We start from the raw sequence: 16,895 nt of genomic DNA, 5'->3' as shown, positions 1-16,895 counted from the left end.
ACTCCTCCTTCATCTCTCCGGAACGTGTGGGGGGTCATCAGGGCGCTCCGACCGGAAGGCGCGTGACGAGACGCACGACGGTGTCGCCGTCGGAATCGGTGACCGTCACGGTGACGGGCACGGAAGCGGGGTAGCCGGCGGACGTCGCCGGGCAGGGGTTCACCGCGACGGCGGCGGTGGTGCCGTCCGGGCCGGCGATGCCGGTGCGGGCCTGCGTGCGGAGCGAGGCGCAACTCGTCGTCGCGGAGTCCGCGGGGAAGGCGGTCTTGATGGGGGCGAGCTGGGCGTTCGCGAAGGCGGTGGCGGTGGCGAGATCGCGGTTCGACACGCTGACGCGGGTCGCTCCGACGAGGAGCGGCAGCACCGCCAGGGCGAGCATGGCCAGGAGGAACAGGGAGATGAGCACCTCGACGAGGCTGAATCCCTCGTCGGTGGAACGCTGGAACATGTCACCTCCGGGAGGACGAGGTGGGGTGTGGGGAGATGCCGCGAGGCCGGCCCGTTCGGGCGGACCGGCCTCGCGTCAGTGCAGCTGGTTAGCAGCCGGGGCCGGACTCGGACGCGGTGTCGCCGGGGCCCGTGACGGTGATGCAGAACTCGTCGAGGCTGGCGCCGTCTTCGACGGCGAACGTGTACGTTCCGCCGTCGGAGAGGTTCGTGAAGTCGTCGGCCTCGACCGCCAGGCCGTCATTCGCGATCGATGCCGCCGCCTGAGTGGCTGCATTCGCGGCGACGGAGTCCTGCGCGGACTGCTCGGCCTGGCCCTGCAGACCCAGGAAGACCGGGATCGCGACGGCGGCGAGGATGCCGAGGATGACCACGACGACGATAAGTTCGATGAGCGAGAAGCCCTCGTCACCGTTCTCCTCGCGGCGGGCCTTCTCAGCCTGGACAATGTTGCGGATAGTGCGCATGTGCGTGCCTTCTCCTAGGGGGGTGAACAGGTTTCACCGGCACGGTAGGAGTGCACTTCGGGGGGAAGGTGCACAACTGGGGGGAATCTCGGAATCCGGGGGGAGAACTCCGAGACTTGTGCCGGGTTGGATTGAGAGGCCCGCCGCGAGGACGTTTCTCCCTCTCCGACACCAATCATTAGAGGTCTCTCATGTTGTTGTCAATGAGAAATCTGGGAGAAATGTGAATTCTGTGTTTTGTGTGACGGATGTGACGAAACTTGTGCAAGGGATTCCGTGGGGTCCGGATCAGGCGTCGAGCACCTCGAGGACCACCCCGATGACATCCCCCTCGGCGACGCCCTCGGCATCCCTCACGGAGCGCTTCAACGGCAGCACGTAGGCCCCCTCGTCACCCGCCGGGAAGATCGACGTGCGCCAGGTCGTCGACCCCACCGCCGCGCGCACCGCGACCGCACCGAAACCCCTCGGAATCCGCGGAATCTCGCGGATTTCTTCCGACAGTTCGACCGGCAGCGCGACGAAGAACCAGGCCTCCGCGCGGGCGTCCCAGCGGTAGACGGATGCCGTGAAATCAACCCTCATAGTCCGAGACTATCGACCGGGTTCGCACCCTTTCCGATGGTCTATCGGCACGCCGTCTCACGCCGTTAGACGACGTGTTCCGAGCCCTCGCGCGATGCCCTCGACAAGCTCCCGCAGGGGATCTTCGATCGCCGTGAAACGCCTCGACGCGAGAGCGAAAAAATCTTCTCCGACCCGAGAATCGTCGCGTGGAGGCTGCTCCGAAGATGAGAAATCGGCTCGTCGACCCCGTTAGGGGTCACCACTGAGGGTGGATCTCGGCCCTCAGGTAGCGGTCGTAGACGTCGACGACGGCGGCGTCGAAGGCCGTGAGGTCCACTTCCGACTCCCCCGCCTTCGCGTTGGCCACGGCCTGCGCGACGCTGCGCGCACCGGGGATGACGCTCGTGATGCCGGGGCGGGAGGCGATCCAGGCGAGAGTCGCCGCCGGGAGGGTGAGCCCCTCGGGGAGCGCCCGCTCGAGTTCCGAAACGGCCTGGAGACCCGTCTCGTAGTCCACGCCCGAGAACGTCTCGCCCTTGTCGAAAGCTTCGCCGTGCCGGTTGTAGGAGCGGTGGTCGTCGGCCGCGAACCGCGTCGACGCCGAGTACTTCCCGCTGAGGAGCCCGGATGCCAGCGGCACCCGCGCGAACACAGCCACCCCGGCGCGCTCCGCGGCGGGCAGCACCTCGTCGAGCGGCTTCAGGCGGAACGGGTTCACGATGATCTGCACATTCGTCACGTGCGGGCGCGAGATGGCCGACAGCGCCTGCGCGACCGTCTCCACCGACACACCGTAGGCGGCGATGTCGCCGCGCGCGACGAGCGCGTCCAGAGCGTCGTAGGTGGCATCCGCGTCGATGACGGCCGACGGCGGGCAGTGCAGCTGCACCAGGTCGAGCGTGTCGACGCGGAGATTGCGACGCGAACGCTCGGTCCACGCGGCGAAGTTCTCGGGGGTGTAGTTCTCGGGCTCCTGCGGCAGTCGGCGGCCCATCTTGGTGGCGACCGTGATGCCGTGGTCCGGCCGCTCTGAAAGGAAGTCGCCGATGAGCGACTCGCTGCGGCCGTCGCCGTAGACGTCGGCCGTGTCGAACAGGGTCACCCCCGCGTCGACCGATGCCGCGAGCACCGCGCGGGCGTCCGACTCGGAGACGTCGCCCCAGTCGGCTCCCAGCTGCCAGGTGCCGAGACCGATGGCGGAGACGGTGCGACCGGTGGAGCCGAGGCGACGCTGCTGCATGCTCCCAGCCTAGAAGACGCGGCGCCGTTCGCCTCGGAGGTGAGCGCGTCGCGCACATACGGGGCTCACGAACGAAACAGCGAGGGCCGGGTATGCTCCCCCGGCCCTCGCTGCGGCTCCGATCAGGCGCTCGCCTTGGCGCGTCCCTTCGTCTTGGCGGTCTTGATCGTGCCGGTCACTGCGTCGCTCTCGGCGTGCGCACCCGTTCGCTGGGCACGCACCTCGTCGAACGACGTTCCGTAGTAGGCCGCTTCCATGAGCGTTTTCATGTCGGCGATCATCGGCATCCGCGGGTTCGCCGGCGCGCACTGGTCGCCGTAGGCCGCCATGGCGAGGTCGTGCAGACCCGCGATGAAGGCCGTCTCGTCGACACCCTGCTGCTGGAACGAGCGCTCGATGCCGACGCGGTCACGCAGCTCCTCGACGGCGCGGGCGTAGCTCTCGACGCCCTCCTCCGGCGTGGAGGCCGGCAGCCCGAGGTGGGCGGCGATCTCCTGGAAGCGCTCCGGGGCGATGTACCGCTCGTACTTCGGCCAGCTCGTCAGCTTCGTGGGGATGCGCCCGTTGTAGCGGATGACGTGCGGGAGGTAGACGGCGTTCGTGCGCCCGTGGATCAGGTGATAGGTCGCGCCCGTCACGTGGGCCATGGCGTGCACGATCCCGAGGAACGCATTGCCGAAGGCCATGCCCGCGATGGATGCCGCGTTGTGCATCTTCTCCCGGGCCTTCAGCTCCGCGGCATCCGTCGAGTTCGGCTGCGCCTTCGCGCTCTTCTCGATGTTCTCGAAGATCAGCTTGATCGCGTGGAGGCACAGACCGTCGGTGTAGTCGTTCGCGTAGACCGACACGTACGCCTCGGTGGCGTGCGTGAGAGCGTCGAATCCGGCGTCGGCGACGAGGAAGCCCGGGAGCACCTTGGTGAGCTCCGGGTCGATGATCGCGACCGACGGGGTGAGCGCGTAGTCGGCGAGCGGGTACTTCATCCCCGACTCGTCGTCGGTGATCACCGCGAACGGCGTCATCTCGGAGCCGGTGCCCGACGTGGTCGGGATGCACACGAGCTTGGCGAGCTTGCCCATCTCCGGGAAGGTGAAGGCGCGCTTGCGGACGTCGAAGAACTTCTCGCGCATGTCGGAGAACTCGATGCCCGGGTTCTCGTACAGCAGCCACATGACCTTCGAGGCGTCCATCGGGGAGCCACCGCCGAGCGCGATGATCGTGTCGGGCTGGAACTGGCGCATCGCCTCGGCACCGGCGCGCACCTCCGACACCTTCGGCTCGGGACGCACCTGGTTGAGCAGCTGCACCTGCACGCGGTTCTCGCGGCGGTTCAGCACGTCCATGATCTTGTCGACGTAGCCGAGCTTGGTCATGGTCTCGTCGGTGACGATCGTGACGCGCTCGACACCGCGCATGTCGGCGAGATAGCGGATCGCGTGGGGCTCGAAGTAGGTCTTGGCGGGGATCTTGAACCACTGCAGGTTGTTGTTCCGACGCCCGATGCGCTTGACGTTCAAGAGGTTCACCGCCGAGACGTTGTTGGAGACCGAGTTGTGTCCGTAGGAGCCGCAGCCGAGGGTCAGCGAGGGCATGAAGGCGTTGTAGATGTCACCGATGCCGCCGAGGGCCGACGGGCTGTTCTCGATGATGCGCACGGCCCGGACGACCTCGCCGAACTTGGCGATCACGGCCTGGTCGTTGGAGTGGATCGCGCCCGAGTGCCCGAGACCGTCGAAGTCGACCATCTGGCGGGCGAGGTCGATACCCTCCTCGGGGGTCGCCGCGCGGAGCACCGCGAGCACGGGGGCGAGCTTCTCGCGCGTGAGCGGCTCGTGGGGTCCGACCCCGGAGACGTCGGCGAGGATGATCGAGGTGTCCTCCGGAACGGTGAACCCTGCCTGCTCGGCGATCCACTGGGGCGACTGGCCCACCACACGCGGGTTGAGCTTCGCGTCGGCACAGTTCACGCTGTCGGCGGCGACACCGAAGATGAACTCCTCGAGCATCTTCTTCTCGGCCGGCGTGGCCCGGTAGGCGTGGAGACGGGCGAACTCGGCGAGGGCTTCCTCGGCGATCGGCTCGTCGAGGATGACGGCCTGCTCGCTCGCGCACACCATGCCCATGTCGAACGACTTCGACAGGACGATGTCGTTGACGGCGCGACCCACCTTGGCGGTGCGCTCGATGAAGGCGGGGACGTTGCCCGCACCGACGCCGAGAGCCGGCTTGCCGCAGGAGTACGCGGCCCGCACCATGGCGTTGCCGCCGGTCGCGAGGATGAGAGCGACGCCCGGGTGGTTCATGAGCTCGCCGGAGGCCTCCATGGAGGGCTCTTCGATCCACTGGATGCAGTTCGCGGGGGCGCCGGCGGCGACGGCCGCGTCACGCACGATGCGCGCCGCCTCGACGGAGCACTTCTGGGCCGACGGGTGGAAGCCGAAGACGATGGGGTTGCGCGTCTTCAGGGCGATGAGCGACTTGAAGATCGCGGTCGAGGTGGGGTTCGTGACGGGGGTCAGCGCGCAGACGACACCGACGGGGTCGGCGATCTCGGTGATGCCGGTGAGCTCGTCGTGCGAGATCACGCCCACCGTCTTCTGGTTGATGATCGAGTTGGTCACGTGCTCGCAGGCGAACATGTTCTTCACGGCCTTGTCCTCGAACAGACCGCGACCGGTCTCCTCGACGGCCATGACGGCGAGATCGCCGTGGTGATGGAGCGCGGCCACAGACGCCTTGCGGACGATGTGGTCGACCTGCTCCTGGGTGAATGATGCGTACTCCGCCAGGGCGACCTGCGCCCGTTCGACCAGAGCATCGATCGACGTTGACATTGTGGGTCTCCTACCCGGCGCAGATGCTGCATCCGCACCCTTGCTGATTCGGTCGGGATGGTTCCCCGCCCTTGTGATCTCATTATCACGCGTGTGGTCTGACCACACAAGAGCGTAAGGGGTGTGAATAAATCGGATGCCGCGGCATCCGGTTATCCACGTCGATCGCGCGGGCGGGCGCGGGCGCTGCGGATCACACTGAGGTCATGGCGAAGGTTCCGCTCTACTACTACTCGTCCTCATCGAATCTGACCGGGCGGTTCGCGGAGAGCCTGGCGCGCACCGACGCGCGCCCCGTGTTCAATCTCGCCGACCCCAAAGTGCGTCGCACCGAAGCTCCCGGACCGTGGGTGCTCCTCACCCCGTCATACAAGGCCGGCAACGCGAACGAGGTGACGCTGCCCGCGGGAGTGCGGAGCTTCCTGAAGTCGCCGATGAATCGCCGGCGGCTCATCGGGATCATCGGCTCCGGCAACCGGAACTTCGGCATCTACTACCAGGCGGCGGCGCGACGGCTCGCTCAGCGGTCGGGCCGCCCGATCCTCTTCGAGTTCGAGCTGTCGGGAACGAGAGAAGACGTCGAGCGGTGCGCCGCGATCATGGCGGAATTGGATGCCGCGTTGAACGCCATTTGACCCTCACACTGTGTCATGGTCGACAGTGATCGACATCATGTACACCATCGGAGAGTTCGCCGCCCTGGGACGGGTGAGCGTGCGGATGCTGCGTCACTACGACGCCATCGGCCTGCTCGCACCGGCGCAGGTCGACGCGCGCACCGGCTACCGCCTCTATGCGATCGACCAGCTGCCGCTGCTGCTGCGCATCGCGGAGTTGCGGGAGTTGGGCGTCGGGCTGGAACGTATCGCGGTGCTTGCCGGGGCGGAAGACCCGGATGCCGCGTTGCGCTCCGTGCTGGTCGAGCGCCACCGCGACCTCGTGGCATCCGTCACCGAGGACCGGCAGCGCATCGCCCGGATCGAGCGGCGTCTTCGCCTTCTGGAAGGAACCACCATGTCGGATGTCATCTACACCTCCCTGTCCCCCGTCACCGTTTACGCCGCGCACGGCGTCGCGCAGGGGATGGGGAACGAGAACATCGGCCCGCTGATCGGCCCGCTGATCGGGCGGCTCGATGCGGCGCTGGAGGCCGCGGGGCGCCCGCTGATCGAGCCCGGCATCTTCTGGTACGACGCGCAGAACGAGGACGGCGTCGGCGTACACGTGTCGTACGTCGCGGAGGCCGAGCCGGTGGCCGGCGAAGGCTACGACGTCGTCGAGCTGCCGGGGTTCGAGACGGCCGCCACCCTGCAGCATCGCGGCGACATGAGCGGCATCGGCGAGGCGTGGTCGCGGCTCATGGAGCAGATCGTCGCCGACGGCTACCAGGTCGTCGGCGCCTGCCGCGAGGTGTATCTGGAGGCCGACGGCCACGTGCCCGGGCCCGACTGGCTCACCGAGCTCCAGGCACCGGTCGCGCGCGCCTGATCGCCCGCCCCCGCCGGTCCCGCTGACTCACGTCGCCGCCGCATCGTCCTCGTCTTCGGTAGGACGCGCGGCGGCGATGTGCGCGATCGGACGCCACACGAGGAGCAGGGTGAGGGCGGCCCCGACGAACGCGAACCACCACGGCGCCGTGAGACCCCACACCTGCGCGATCACGCCACCGAGCGCCTGCCCGATCACGAGGCCGCCGAACACGCCGACCATGTTGACCGAGGCGATGCGTCCCTGGAGCTCGTGGGGCACCAGGCGCTGACGCACCGTCGTGGAGATGGTGCCCCACACGAACGCATACGCGCCGAAGGCGAACATGATGACGAACGCGACCGCGCCCGATGTCGTGAGGGCGAAGGCGAGGTGCATGAGCACTTCCGCACTCAGACACACGCGCATGAGGAACCGGAACGAGAAGCGGCGTTCGAGCCAGCCGAAGCTCAGCGTCGACAGCAGGCCGCCGATCGCCGACGCCGTCGTCAGGGCGCCGTAGCCGACCGGCCCCATCTGCAGGTAGTCGGTCGCGTACAGCACGAGCACGCCCCAGGGCGCGGCCCACGTGATGTTGAACGTCAGGATGATGATCACGAGGGTGCGCACGGGCGGGTTGCGCCAGAGCCAGCGCATGCCCTCGAGGATGTCGGTGTGCACGGCGGTGCGAGGGGCGTCGGCATCCCTTTTCGGCGCCCGTGTGGTCGCGATGCGGGAGATGAGGACCACGGCCAGCGCGACACACACCGCTTGTGCGACGAACGGCCAGAACGACCCGAGCGCGAAGAGGAAGGCTCCCAGCGGCGGCCCGCCGAACTGGTTCGCGACGAGGAACCCCGCCTGTAGGCGCGCGTTGCCGATCCCGAGGTCCTTCTTCTTGACCATCATCGGGAGGAGGGTGCTGCTGGTCGTGTCGACGAACACCTCCGCGCAGCCGTAGACGAACGCCACGACGAGCACGATCCAGATGGTGGCGACACCCGTCACGAGGAACGCGCACAGCGCCACGAGCACGAGGGCCCGGATGCCGTTGGCCACCATGATCAGCACGCGTCGGTCGACTCGGTCTGCGATCGCGCCGGCGTGCAGTCCGAACAGGAGCCACGGCAGGAACTGCAGCACGGCCCCGGATGCCACGAGCACCGGCGAGTCGGTCATCGACGCGATGAGCAGCGGCGAGGCGGCGAGCGCGATCCCGTCGCCGACGTTGCTGGTCCAGGACGCGGAGAGCAGCCACCGGAAGTCTCGTCCCAGTCGCCGCGGCGCGACCCACTCTCCGATGCTCACCGGTCGAGCCTAGGCCACCCCTCGGACGCGACGTGGAAGGGTCGTCGATTTGCGCTGCGGATACCCCCGGGCGTATTCTCATTATACCCCAGGGGGTATCAAGACGAGGAGAAGCCGCATCATGTGCAGCAGAGTGACGTGTGAGACGTGTGGAAAAGCGACGTGGGCCGGGTGCGGTCAGCACGTCGAGCAGGCCCTGGCGGGTGTCGCGGCGGCCGACCGCTGCCCCGGCCACGACGAGAGCGCCTCGCGATGAGGATCGTCGTCGTCGGCGGGGTCGCCGGGGGAATGAGCTGCGCGGCACGCGCGCGCCGTCTCGACGAGAGCGCGGAGATCATCGTGCTCGAGCGCGGCGCTCACGTCTCGTTCGCGAACTGCGGTCTGCCGTACTTCGTCGGCGGTGAGATCACCGACGAGCAGAAGCTCCTCGTCCAGACGCCCGCGTCGCTGCGGGCCGCGCTCGCGCTCGACGTGCGTACGGGAAGCGACGTCGTGGCGGTCGACACCGACGCGAGGCAGGTGACGGTGCGCACGGCCGACGGCGAGAGCGCGCTCTCCTACGACGCCCTCGTCCTCTCCCCCGGTGCGACCGCTCTCCGCCCGCCCCTCCCGGGACTCGACTCCCCCCGCGTCCGCACCCTCCGCACGGTGGACGACGCCGTCGCCCTCCGCGACCGTGTGCACGACGGCGCACGGCGCGCCGTGGTGCTCGGCGCCGGCTTCATCGGCCTGGAAGCGGCCGAGGCGCTCGCGGGCCAGGGTCTCGAGGTCACAGTCGTCGAGCTGGCGGCCCACGTGCTGCCGCCGCTGGAAACCGAGCTCGCCTCCCTCGTCGCGCAGGAACTCGGGCGGCTCGGCATCGACGTGCACGCGGGCGTCGGCGCCGCCGCCATCGAACCCGGTGACGATGCCGACACGGTCGTCCTCACCGACGGCAGCCGCATCCCGGCCGACCTCGTCGTGCTCTCGGTGGGCGTCCGCCCCGACACGGCACCGTTCGAGGCCGCCGGCATCGTGTGCGAACGCGGTGCGATCGTCGTCGACGCCCACGGCCGCACCTCCGCGCCGGGCGTGTGGGCGGTCGGCGACGCCACCGTCTCGGTCGACGCGGTCACCGGCATCCGTCGCCCCGTCGCCCTCGCCGGACCGGCGAACCGGGCCGGGCGTCTCGTCGCCGACGACATCCTGCGCCCGGGCGCGGCCCGCGCGGTGCCCCGCCCGATCGGCACCGCGATCGTGCGGGTCGGCGAGCTCGCCGCAGCGCTCGCGGGCGCGAACCGTTCCTCGCTCGATGCGGCCGGCATCCCGTACCGCACGCTCCACCTGCACCCCAACCAGCACGCGGGGTACTTCCCCGGCGCAGCCCAGATCCACCTCGTCGTGCACGTCCGCACCGGCGACGGGCTTCTCCTCGGGGCACAGGCGGTGGGCACCGAGGGTGTCGACAAGCGCATCGACGTGCTCGCGACGGCGCTTCGTGCGGGAATGACCGTCACCGACCTCATCGACCTCGATCTCGCCTACGCGCCGCCCTACGGACAGGCGAAGGATGCCGTGAACCTCACGGGCATGGTCGGCGAGAACGTGCTGTCGGGGGCGCTCGCCCTCTGGTACGCCGAGGAGCTCGACGACCTGGCGGGCCGCGCGCTGATCCTCGACGTCCGCACTGCGGGCGAGTACGCCACCGGCGCGATCCCCGGGTCGCTGCACATCCCTCACACGGAGCTGCGCGAGCGCCTCGACGAGGTGCGCGACGCGGCGGCGGGTCGTCCTGTCCGGGTCACGTGCCAGTCGGGGGTGCGTTCGGCGATCGCCCACCGCGTGCTCACGCAGGCGGGGTTCGACTCCGCGTCGCTCTCCGGAGGCATGCTCACACTTCGCGCGTGGCTCGGCGAGCGCCAGTCCGACGTGCTCACCGCACCTTCCGTGCTGCAGGATGCCTGATCCGCAGCGCCCCACCCGCCCCACCGACAGCGACACCGAACGGGAGTGATCTCATGACCATGACAGACGCCGACGCACAGAAGCGCATCCTCAACCGCCTGCGCCGCGCGCGGGGACAGCTCGATGCCGTCATCGCCGCCGTAGAGAACGAACGCCCCTGCCGCGAGATCGTGACGCAGCTCTCCGCGGTGTCCAGCGCCCTCGACCGCGCCGGCTTCGCGATCGTCTCGACCGCGATGAAGGACTGCATCAGCGACCCCGACGCCGCACTCGAGAATGACGGCATCACAACGGAGGAGCTCGAGAAGCTCTTCCTCATGCTCGCCTGACCGACCCGACGACCGAAAGCGAGACGAACGATGTGTTACGCCACGACCTGCCGGAAGTGCGGCAAGACGACCTGGTCCGGCTGCGGACAGCACGTGGACCAAGTGATGCGCCGCGTACCCGTAGCTCAGCGCTGCGCCGGACACAGCGCCGAGCCCTCCACCGGGTTCTTCGCGCGACTGTTCGGCCACTGATCCGAGGCAGGGGGCCCGTGCAGCGGAAGCCGGGTCTTCCACCCAGTGGCAGAAACCGTGCGGGAGTCGTCCGTCGGGCGCTCGCCCGTGGCATCCGCGGCCTTCCACACTGGGACCATGCACCTCGCGGACTACTCCCCTCCCGACACGCTCGCCGCCCGCGGCGCGCTCGAGATCGCTCGTGAGTATCAGACGGCATCGCTGACGAATCACGCGCTGCGCTCGTGGCTGTGGGCCGAGGCCTTCGCCGCCGTCGAGGGCTTCCACGACATCGACCACGAGCTGCTCTACGTCGCCGCCCTGCTCCACGATCTGGGCATCACGCCCGCGTTCGACAACCACACGCTGTCGTACGAGGATGCCGGCGGACATGCGGCCACAGTCCTGACCGCCGGCGCCGGGTGGTCCGCCGCCCGACGTCGCCGGGTGCACGAGGTCATCGTGCGGCACAACTGGCCGAGCGTGGACCCCGCGATGGATGTCGAGGGCTACCTGCTCGAAATCGCCACCGGGCTCGACATCTCCGGCGCGCGACCCGACGCCCTCCCCGAAGGGTTCCGCCGCGAGGTGCTGACGGCCCACCCCCGCGGTGCGCTCGCCGCCGAGTTCGGTGCGTGCGTCGTGGACCAGGCCGCGCGCAAGCCCGACACGCAGGCGCGGCGCCTCGTCGACGGCGGGCTCGTGGCCAAGCTGGCCGCGAACCCCCTCGAACGGCTCTGATCCGTCGCGTCCGAGCGGGTTCGCGGCTGGGCTACGCGACTACGCGGGGCTGCTCAGCTGAATGAGGTTGCCGCACGTGTCATCCAGCACGGCGGTGATGACCGGTCCCATCTCGGTCGGCTCCTGGGTGAAGCGCACCCCCTCACTCACGAGACGCGCGTGGCTGCCCCGCACATCGTCGACGGCGAACGATGCCGCCGGGATGCCGTCGTCCACCAGAGCGGCGGTGAAGGTCTTCGCCGCGGGGTGCTGGTCGGGCTCGAGAAGGAGCTCGGGACCGTCGGGAGCGTCGGGCGAGACGACCGTCAGCCACCGGAACTCCCCCAGCGGCACATCATGCTTGGTCACGAAGCCCAGCTTCTCGGTGTAGAAGTCGAGCGCCTTCGACTGGTCGTCGACGAACACGCTCGTCAGGTTGATGCGGATGCTCATGGGTCATTCCTTCGGTTCGATGTGCCAGCGTTCGGTGATGGCACGCAGCGGTTCCGTGTTCAGGTGCAGGAGCTTCGTCCGCCCGGCGCGCTCCGAACGGACCAGGCCAGCGTCCTCCAAGACGCCGAGGTGCTGGGAGATCGCCTGTCGGGTGGATGCGACACCATGCCGCATCGCGAGTCGCCCGCACAGCTCGAACAGGCTCTGCCCGTCGCGCTCCGACAACTCATCGAGGATGAGCCGTCGCGTCGCGTCCGCGAGTGCCTGATAGACGTCTCCCACGAGGGCAGTTTATGCAAGTGATGACTTGCATATCAAGAGGTGGGGGCGAGCGGCCGAGATCCGCGATCAGACTACGCTCAGATGCCCGCCCAGCGTTGCAGCAAAGATGACCATCCCTATGGTGACAGCGCCGATTGCCACAACAACCTCAGGAAGGAGAGCCATCGTCGCGTTCCGTGGCGCCGGGCCATCCGGGGCTTCCGATGCGAGGGCGTGGCGACGACGTCGAAGCCAGAAGGCACCACCCGCCGCGATCAGACCACCTACGAGCCCGACAGTCCAGAGAATCCACACCGGCGCGTACTCCGACAGCACGATGAGAGCGCGGAAGTTCTCGGGGAGCGGCGCACCGCGCAAGAGGCTCACCCCGAAGATGAGCAGCACTCCGGCCAAGAGGACCTGCACCACCACGAGCACAATCACGTATCCGCCACCAGAACCCGCCGGGATGATCCCGGCGCGCTCGGCATTGCGCGCCCACTGCACCCTACGGAGAAACACCAGCAGCGCGGAGCACATCACGAGAAGGGCACCGACGAGCGCCACAACGCCGATCACGATCACTCGCTCTCCCCCTGCTTCGCCGCGGTCGTGCCGCACTGATTCGGATCATTCGGGCCGGGCGGTGCAGTCACCTTTCACGGTAGCCCCCGACGTCGTAAGCCACTCATTCTCCTGCCATCGCGTGAGGCTATCCGCGTGGAGTGTCGCCTCTACGCCGTTCAGGTTGCGACGCGACTCTCCGGTATTGAAGAACACATAGGTCGGATGGTCCGAAACGACGATAGGCGTCGACGCTTCCACGGTGACCCCCGCGGGCGGCTGACTGATGGATACCTCCGCCCCGTGTTCGAGAGTGAAGTCACCAGTACCGGCGAGCGCTCGGACGTGCTCATTCGCATCATCCTGAACACGAAAGCTGATCCTCAACGCGCGCATCGGCGCCGTCGTCGGCCCGCACCACCGAAACACGACCTCCCCGTCCTGGACCGTCATCTGCAGCGGGTCAACGTTAGGCCTCATGGGAACGCAGCCCGCCAGCGCGATGACGCCGACGATGGCGAAGGTACCCACGACTGACTTCGGTCTCACCCCTACTCTTTTCCAGGTCATGCGAGATGCCGGAGTGCGGGCGTGTTCAGCTTTCACCGACTGCCCCAAAAGTAGCGATCGCGCCCAAGACGACTGCGACGCTAAGGACCGCGGTCGCGACGTTCCATCCGAGCGCGGCTTTCCGTGACCCTTCGACCCAGTACGACATCCCGACACCAAAGGTCACGATGACCAACGCTGCGAGGCTCGCCACTCCTCCGACCCTCGCGACGGGGCGGGCGACGTCGCCACCTACGACCACGATCACATAGACCGCGAGGACAGTCACAAGCGACGTGATCGCGAACGCAACGCCACCGACTCCGGTGACGGATTCCCATGCGGCTGCTCCTCTCTTGGCGCGCGAAATCCGCGCCAATTGGGATGTGACGTCCTCCGGAATCGCTACGTGGTCGGGGAGGAGACACAGACGCCGCAGAGACTCCTCATCAGCACCGATCGCGATGACGTGACGCAGGAAGACCGCCCGCTCCTCTGAGCTGGCGTACGGCATGCCGAACTCATACCGTCCTGCCTGATCGAGGTGTCCGGCGTCACGGTACATCTGCGCGAGAGCGCGCCTCAGCTCGTTGTCGCTCGGATCCTCGGCGAGCCGGTCGCGTAGCAGGCGGGCGCCGTTTCTGAGGTACCCAGACCTGGCGAGATCTTGAGCTCGCTCGATGATGGGTTCGGTTTGTGTCATTTCAATCGGTCTCGCCCTCCCGACGCAGATCACTCCCCCAAACGGATCTGGCTTGAACGCCCAGTATGTTCGTCGAGGCGCTCAGACGACAATCGACGTGGGCCAGCCGACATGCCGCGGTCTTCGTCGCAAGCCCACCCGACGCCTTCCGCATAGCTCAGAACGAGGCCTTCTCACACTCGACGCAAGCGATTCAGCTGGTCGACTACGCTTTGTCCTCCCTCCACCGTGACGCCTCGCGGCCGCCACGTGCTGCGCAGCTCGTCGAGAAGGTACATCGCGGCATACCCGCGGCTCGGCACGCTCACGACGAGCTTCGGGGCATCTCCGTAGATGGTGGGGGTCAGCTCTTGACGGAAGGAAGCGTCCTCGAGGGAAGTCTGAGCAACCTGACGCAATCGTCGCAGCCCTTCCCAATAGGAAACCGACTCCGACGTGAACACAGCCGCGAGAAGCCGCGGGAACTTGCTGAGGCTTGAGAGATCGATCAGTTCACCCACATCAGCTGGGTCGAGATTGAACGGCACCACAACCGCGTCCGGATAGCGACGACGCAACTCGGGAAGGCTCGCCGACACCCTCCAGCCGTACCAAAGAAGAACGCCCAACACGACGAGGATGCCGGGCACGATCGAGAGCAGGATCACATCGAGAGCAGCAAGGCCGGAGGATTCCCGTCCCGAGCTTGCGACCCACAAGCGAGCGACAAGCGCCGCCGACACCAAAGCGAGTGCGAGGACTATGCCCCAGCGACGAGGGCGCATCATGTCGTTCCCATTTCGGTCGAACGCGAACTACAGAAGCAACAGAGCTGACGTGACACTGACCAAACCGCCGCCCACAAGCGCGACGCCAATCCACCGTGTACGTCGCCTGGGCCGCTCACTCCGTCGCTCCGAAGCGACGAGGAGGAGCGCTAGTCCGGCGCCGACCGCGACCGCCCCACCAGACGCAAAGATGGCTGCGCCGGGGGACAGCTTCCACAAGCGAGGAAGGATGTTAGCGATGATCAAGAGGCATATAGGCACACCCATTACCGCTACAAACAGCAGATTCCCCGGCGTGGAGTTCTTGGCGACGTCTTCCCTGCCGAGCAGCCGCGGCGTGCCCGCTCGAATGTGGGATGCCATCAGCCTCGATACTTCTACACGAAAGGGCGTAGCGACGCCAAAGAAGCCCACGAGCAAGAAGACAACAGTGTTTCCGAACAACAGCTCGAAAGGCGGGTCGCTCACCATGACGTGCCCTCCGCTTGCTGCCTCAGACAGGGTCATCCACGACTCCCATCTCACTTCGGATGCCAAGGCCGACGCAAGCGCACTCTTGGCGCTGCGCAAGTCCAACCGCTCTCATGTTCTCAACCCATGCTCCCAGCAAGCCTTGTCCACACTCTCCGCTCGGGCGGGTCGAAGCACCCGAACCCGGTCGCGACCCGCCTCCGCCGACGTCAGTCGTCTACCAAGCGCCATCGCCCGCGGCTCGCGTAAGGTTCGCCATCCCAGACGAACTCGCGAGTTCCGGTGCTACTGCCGATGCGAATGGCCGCGTCCCACCCAGCGCGGGTCAAGGGCAAGCTCGCGATCAGGAAGGATCACCTCGATGTAGCCGCTGAGGACAAGTTCGGAGATCACCCCCGTGCCGAGTGAGCGACGCAACGCTTGGTCATGAACCTGCAGCGATCGTTCGATCAGCTCATCGACATCCTGCACGCTCAACGGGACCTCGCTGGCCTGCACGAGAGCGCGCGCCATAAGCGCAGACACCTCACCGGGCGGCGCCTCAACTCCCGTGTCGATCTCCGGATCAGGCTCGCCGTACGTTTCGTCGCCAACCCGCGACAAATAGATCCATCTCACCCTGTCATGTGGGGTGATTACGCGCTCGCGACGAATCTCCTGAACGCACTCCACATTGACGGCAGACCCCACCAGCATCTCGAAATCGCCGACCGTTTCGTCCACGTCTTCCTGGTCCCGCTCGCTGACCTCCGTCAGCTGGAACCGAAGTCGAACATGGTAGCCATCCACCTCCACCCCGTAGGCGAGCGTGTGAACCGGGATGTGTCCAAGCACCGCAGTGGTCGCCTGCGCCACGATGTAGTTCTCCCAGACCGGAGCCCTGCGGGGGTTGCGAGAGGTGGGGTATTTCATGGCGTCCAGTTCGGGTTGTCGGGGGCTACGCTCACGCGCTGAGTCCCCATAATGCGGAAAACGTTTGTCGCCTGATCGAGGTAGCCATTCCGATTATTAAGGTTGTAGCCGGTGACGAAAGGTACTCGACTCTCGAAGTGATCCACTTCGCAGCGTCCTCTGACCGGCACCGCGATCACGCGTCGGCGGACGGGTACCCCAAGACCACCGCAGATACGAAGAAGGGCACCGGCTCGCTGCCAGTGCCCTTCTTGCATTTCGACCGTATTTCCAACGGCCCTAACCGTCGACCTTGTTTACCTCTGTTCCACAAATTCGGAAACAGGGGTCACGACGGCCGCGATGCGCCGAATCCTGCGCGATTCCGCGGATGTTCGAACCCCTGGCGAGACCACCGCTACGCGACGGAAGTGGACGCGCCTGAGCGATGAAGCCCGCGCTGCGGTGATCGAGCGATACGAAGCGGGCGAAACGACGACGGCCCTCGCGCAGGCGTATGGCGTCGCCAAGTCCACGATCCTCGGCATCCTGCGGGCGAACAGTGTGGTCGTGCGACGGCAGCCACTGACGGCGGAGCAGGTGAGTGAAGCGGCCCGGCTGTACAACTCCGGGCTGTCGCTATCGCAGGTCGCGGCGCGATTGAAAGTGAACCAGGAAACGATGCGCGTGGCGATCGTCGCCAATGGCATAATCCTCCGGCCGCCGAGCGGCGGGAGTTGAG

19 protein-coding genes are annotated in these 16,895 nt (G+C 67.2%); 6 read left to right on the top strand and 13 right to left on the bottom strand.

All coding sequences use genetic code 11. The features are described 5' to 3' along the window. Window positions 1-37 precede the first annotated feature (37 nt). The 5 genes from ACSQ18_RS05530 to adhE all read right to left on the bottom strand — a co-directional run bounded on the left by ACSQ18_RS05530 (window position 38) and on the right by adhE (window position 5,555). A complete protein-coding gene (locus ACSQ18_RS05530) occupies window positions 38-448 on the bottom strand; it encodes a prepilin-type N-terminal cleavage/methylation domain-containing protein (protein ID WP_436036146.1) in 411 nt (136 codons plus the stop codon). An 88-nt stretch (window positions 449-536) separates the two neighbouring features. Continuing rightward, window positions 537-914: a type IV pilin protein gene (locus tag ACSQ18_RS05525; protein ID WP_436036145.1), complete on the bottom strand. Its 378-nt coding sequence runs from the start codon at window positions 912-914 to the stop codon at window positions 537-539. Between the two features lie 288 nt (window positions 915-1,202). Continuing rightward, window positions 1,203-1,499, bottom strand: coding sequence for a DUF1905 domain-containing protein (locus ACSQ18_RS05520; RefSeq protein ID WP_436036144.1), 297 nt, complete (start codon window positions 1,497-1,499; stop codon window positions 1,203-1,205). 238 nt (window positions 1,500-1,737) lie between these two features. Then, a complete protein-coding gene (locus ACSQ18_RS05515) occupies window positions 1,738-2,721 on the bottom strand; it encodes an aldo/keto reductase (protein ID WP_436036143.1) in 984 nt (327 codons plus the stop codon). Between the two features lie 122 nt (window positions 2,722-2,843). Continuing rightward, window positions 2,844-5,555, bottom strand: coding sequence for a bifunctional acetaldehyde-CoA/alcohol dehydrogenase (adhE, locus tag ACSQ18_RS05510; RefSeq protein WP_436036142.1), 2,712 nt, complete (start codon window positions 5,553-5,555; stop codon window positions 2,844-2,846). A gap of 206 nt (window positions 5,556-5,761) precedes the next feature. Between adhE and nrdI the strand changes: the two genes are divergently transcribed. Then, window positions 5,762-6,190, top strand: coding sequence for a class Ib ribonucleoside-diphosphate reductase assembly flavoprotein NrdI (gene nrdI, locus ACSQ18_RS05505; RefSeq protein WP_144807598.1), 429 nt, complete (start codon window positions 5,762-5,764; stop codon window positions 6,188-6,190). Window positions 6,191-6,200: 10 nt separating this feature from the next. After that, window positions 6,201-7,043, top strand: coding sequence for a MerR family transcriptional regulator (locus ACSQ18_RS05500; protein ID WP_436036141.1), 843 nt, complete (start codon window positions 6,201-6,203; stop codon window positions 7,041-7,043). A 27-nt stretch (window positions 7,044-7,070) separates the two neighbouring features. On the opposite strand, the gene ACSQ18_RS05495 is transcribed toward ACSQ18_RS05500, so the two are convergent. Further along, complete coding sequence (locus ACSQ18_RS05495; RefSeq protein WP_436036140.1) at window positions 7,071-8,330, bottom strand: MFS transporter; 1,260 nt, start codon at window positions 8,328-8,330, stop codon at window positions 7,071-7,073. Between the two features lie 252 nt (window positions 8,331-8,582). On the opposite strand from ACSQ18_RS05495, the gene ACSQ18_RS05490 reads away from it, so the two are divergent. The 3 genes from ACSQ18_RS05490 to ACSQ18_RS05480 all read left to right on the top strand — a co-directional run bounded on the left by ACSQ18_RS05490 (window position 8,583) and on the right by ACSQ18_RS05480 (window position 11,515). Then, entirely contained in the window at window positions 8,583-10,274 is a 1,692-nt protein-coding gene (locus ACSQ18_RS05490; RefSeq protein ID WP_436036139.1) for an FAD-dependent oxidoreductase, read from the top strand. A 53-nt stretch (window positions 10,275-10,327) separates the two neighbouring features. Beyond that, a complete protein-coding gene (locus ACSQ18_RS05485; RefSeq protein WP_301039751.1) occupies window positions 10,328-10,603 on the top strand; it encodes a metal-sensitive transcriptional regulator in 276 nt (91 codons plus the stop codon). 309 nt (window positions 10,604-10,912) lie between these two features. Then, window positions 10,913-11,515 carry an HD domain-containing protein gene (locus tag ACSQ18_RS05480; protein WP_436036137.1) on the top strand — a complete coding sequence of 201 codons (603 nt, stop codon included), beginning with the start codon at window positions 10,913-10,915 and terminating at the stop codon, window positions 11,513-11,515. Between the two features lie 39 nt (window positions 11,516-11,554). Here the strand turns inward: ACSQ18_RS05480 and ACSQ18_RS05475 are convergent, their stop codons facing one another. The 7 genes from ACSQ18_RS05475 to ACSQ18_RS05445 all read right to left on the bottom strand — a co-directional run bounded on the left by ACSQ18_RS05475 (window position 11,555) and on the right by ACSQ18_RS05445 (window position 16,117). Further along, window positions 11,555-11,947 (bottom strand): VOC family protein, encoded by a 393-nt coding sequence (locus ACSQ18_RS05475; RefSeq protein WP_436036136.1) that lies wholly within the window; start codon window positions 11,945-11,947, stop codon window positions 11,555-11,557. Window positions 11,948-11,950: 3 nt separating this feature from the next. Next, window positions 11,951-12,229: an ArsR/SmtB family transcription factor gene (locus ACSQ18_RS05470; RefSeq protein WP_436036134.1), complete on the bottom strand. Its 279-nt coding sequence runs from the start codon at window positions 12,227-12,229 to the stop codon at window positions 11,951-11,953. A 66-nt stretch (window positions 12,230-12,295) separates the two neighbouring features. Further along, window positions 12,296-12,793, bottom strand: a complete 498-nt coding sequence (locus ACSQ18_RS05465; protein ID WP_436036133.1) for a hypothetical protein — start codon at window positions 12,791-12,793, stop codon at window positions 12,296-12,298. A 45-nt stretch (window positions 12,794-12,838) separates the two neighbouring features. Then, complete coding sequence (locus ACSQ18_RS05460) at window positions 12,839-13,303, bottom strand: hypothetical protein (protein ID WP_436036131.1); 465 nt, start codon at window positions 13,301-13,303, stop codon at window positions 12,839-12,841. A 64-nt stretch (window positions 13,304-13,367) separates the two neighbouring features. After that, window positions 13,368-14,024: a hypothetical protein gene (locus ACSQ18_RS05455; RefSeq protein ID WP_436036130.1), complete on the bottom strand. Its 657-nt coding sequence runs from the start codon at window positions 14,022-14,024 to the stop codon at window positions 13,368-13,370. Window positions 14,025-14,197: 173 nt separating this feature from the next. Then, window positions 14,198-14,791 carry a hypothetical protein gene (locus ACSQ18_RS05450; RefSeq protein WP_436036129.1) on the bottom strand — a complete coding sequence of 198 codons (594 nt, stop codon included), beginning with the start codon at window positions 14,789-14,791 and terminating at the stop codon, window positions 14,198-14,200. Window positions 14,792-15,547: 756 nt separating this feature from the next. Further along, on the bottom strand, window positions 15,548-16,117 hold the full coding sequence (locus ACSQ18_RS05445; protein WP_436036128.1) for a hypothetical protein: 570 nt from the start codon (window positions 16,115-16,117) through the stop codon (window positions 15,548-15,550). Between the two features lie 399 nt (window positions 16,118-16,516). On the opposite strand from ACSQ18_RS05445, the gene ACSQ18_RS05440 reads away from it, so the two are divergent. Then, the gene (locus tag ACSQ18_RS05440; protein ID WP_167253837.1) at window positions 16,517-16,894 is read left to right on the top strand and encodes a hypothetical protein; all 378 of its coding nucleotides are present in this window, start codon (window positions 16,517-16,519) and stop codon (window positions 16,892-16,894) included. The last annotated feature ends 1 nt before the right edge of the window (window position 16,895 follow it).

The sequence above is a fragment of the Microbacterium sp. LjRoot45 genome (assembly GCF_964253325.1).
Classification (GTDB): domain Bacteria; phylum Actinomycetota; class Actinomycetes; order Actinomycetales; family Microbacteriaceae; genus Microbacterium.
Note: the sequence above shows the minus strand (reverse complement) of the source record. Positions and strands in the feature narration are given on the sequence as shown.

Coding starts and splice junctions, on each gene's coding strand:
- ACSQ18_RS05515 (WP_436036143.1), bottom strand. CDS start 2,721: ATGCAGCAGCGTCGCCTCGGCTCCACCGGTCGCACCGTCTCCGCCATC.
- ACSQ18_RS05525 (WP_436036145.1), bottom strand. CDS start 914: ATGCGCACTATCCGCAACATTGTCCAGGCTGAGAAGGCCCGCCGCGAG.
- ACSQ18_RS05520 (WP_436036144.1), bottom strand. CDS start 1,499: ATGAGGGTTGATTTCACGGCATCCGTCTACCGCTGGGACGCCCGCGCG.
- nrdI (WP_144807598.1), top strand. CDS start 5,762: ATGGCGAAGGTTCCGCTCTACTACTACTCGTCCTCATCGAATCTGACC.
- ACSQ18_RS05485 (WP_301039751.1), top strand. CDS start 10,328: ATGACCATGACAGACGCCGACGCACAGAAGCGCATCCTCAACCGCCTG.
- ACSQ18_RS05455 (WP_436036130.1), bottom strand. CDS start 14,024: ATGACACAAACCGAACCCATCATCGAGCGAGCTCAAGATCTCGCCAGG.
- ACSQ18_RS05530 (WP_436036146.1), bottom strand. CDS start 448: ATGTTCCAGCGTTCCACCGACGAGGGATTCAGCCTCGTCGAGGTGCTC.
- ACSQ18_RS05480 (WP_436036137.1), top strand. CDS start 10,913: ATGCACCTCGCGGACTACTCCCCTCCCGACACGCTCGCCGCCCGCGGC.
- ACSQ18_RS05490 (WP_436036139.1), top strand. CDS start 8,583: ATGAGGATCGTCGTCGTCGGCGGGGTCGCCGGGGGAATGAGCTGCGCG.
- ACSQ18_RS05450 (WP_436036129.1), bottom strand. CDS start 14,791: ATGATGCGCCCTCGTCGCTGGGGCATAGTCCTCGCACTCGCTTTGGTG.
- adhE (WP_436036142.1), bottom strand. CDS start 5,555: ATGTCAACGTCGATCGATGCTCTGGTCGAACGGGCGCAGGTCGCCCTG.
- ACSQ18_RS05475 (WP_436036136.1), bottom strand. CDS start 11,947: ATGAGCATCCGCATCAACCTGACGAGCGTGTTCGTCGACGACCAGTCG.
- ACSQ18_RS05440 (WP_167253837.1), top strand. CDS start 16,517: ATGCGCCGAATCCTGCGCGATTCCGCGGATGTTCGAACCCCTGGCGAG.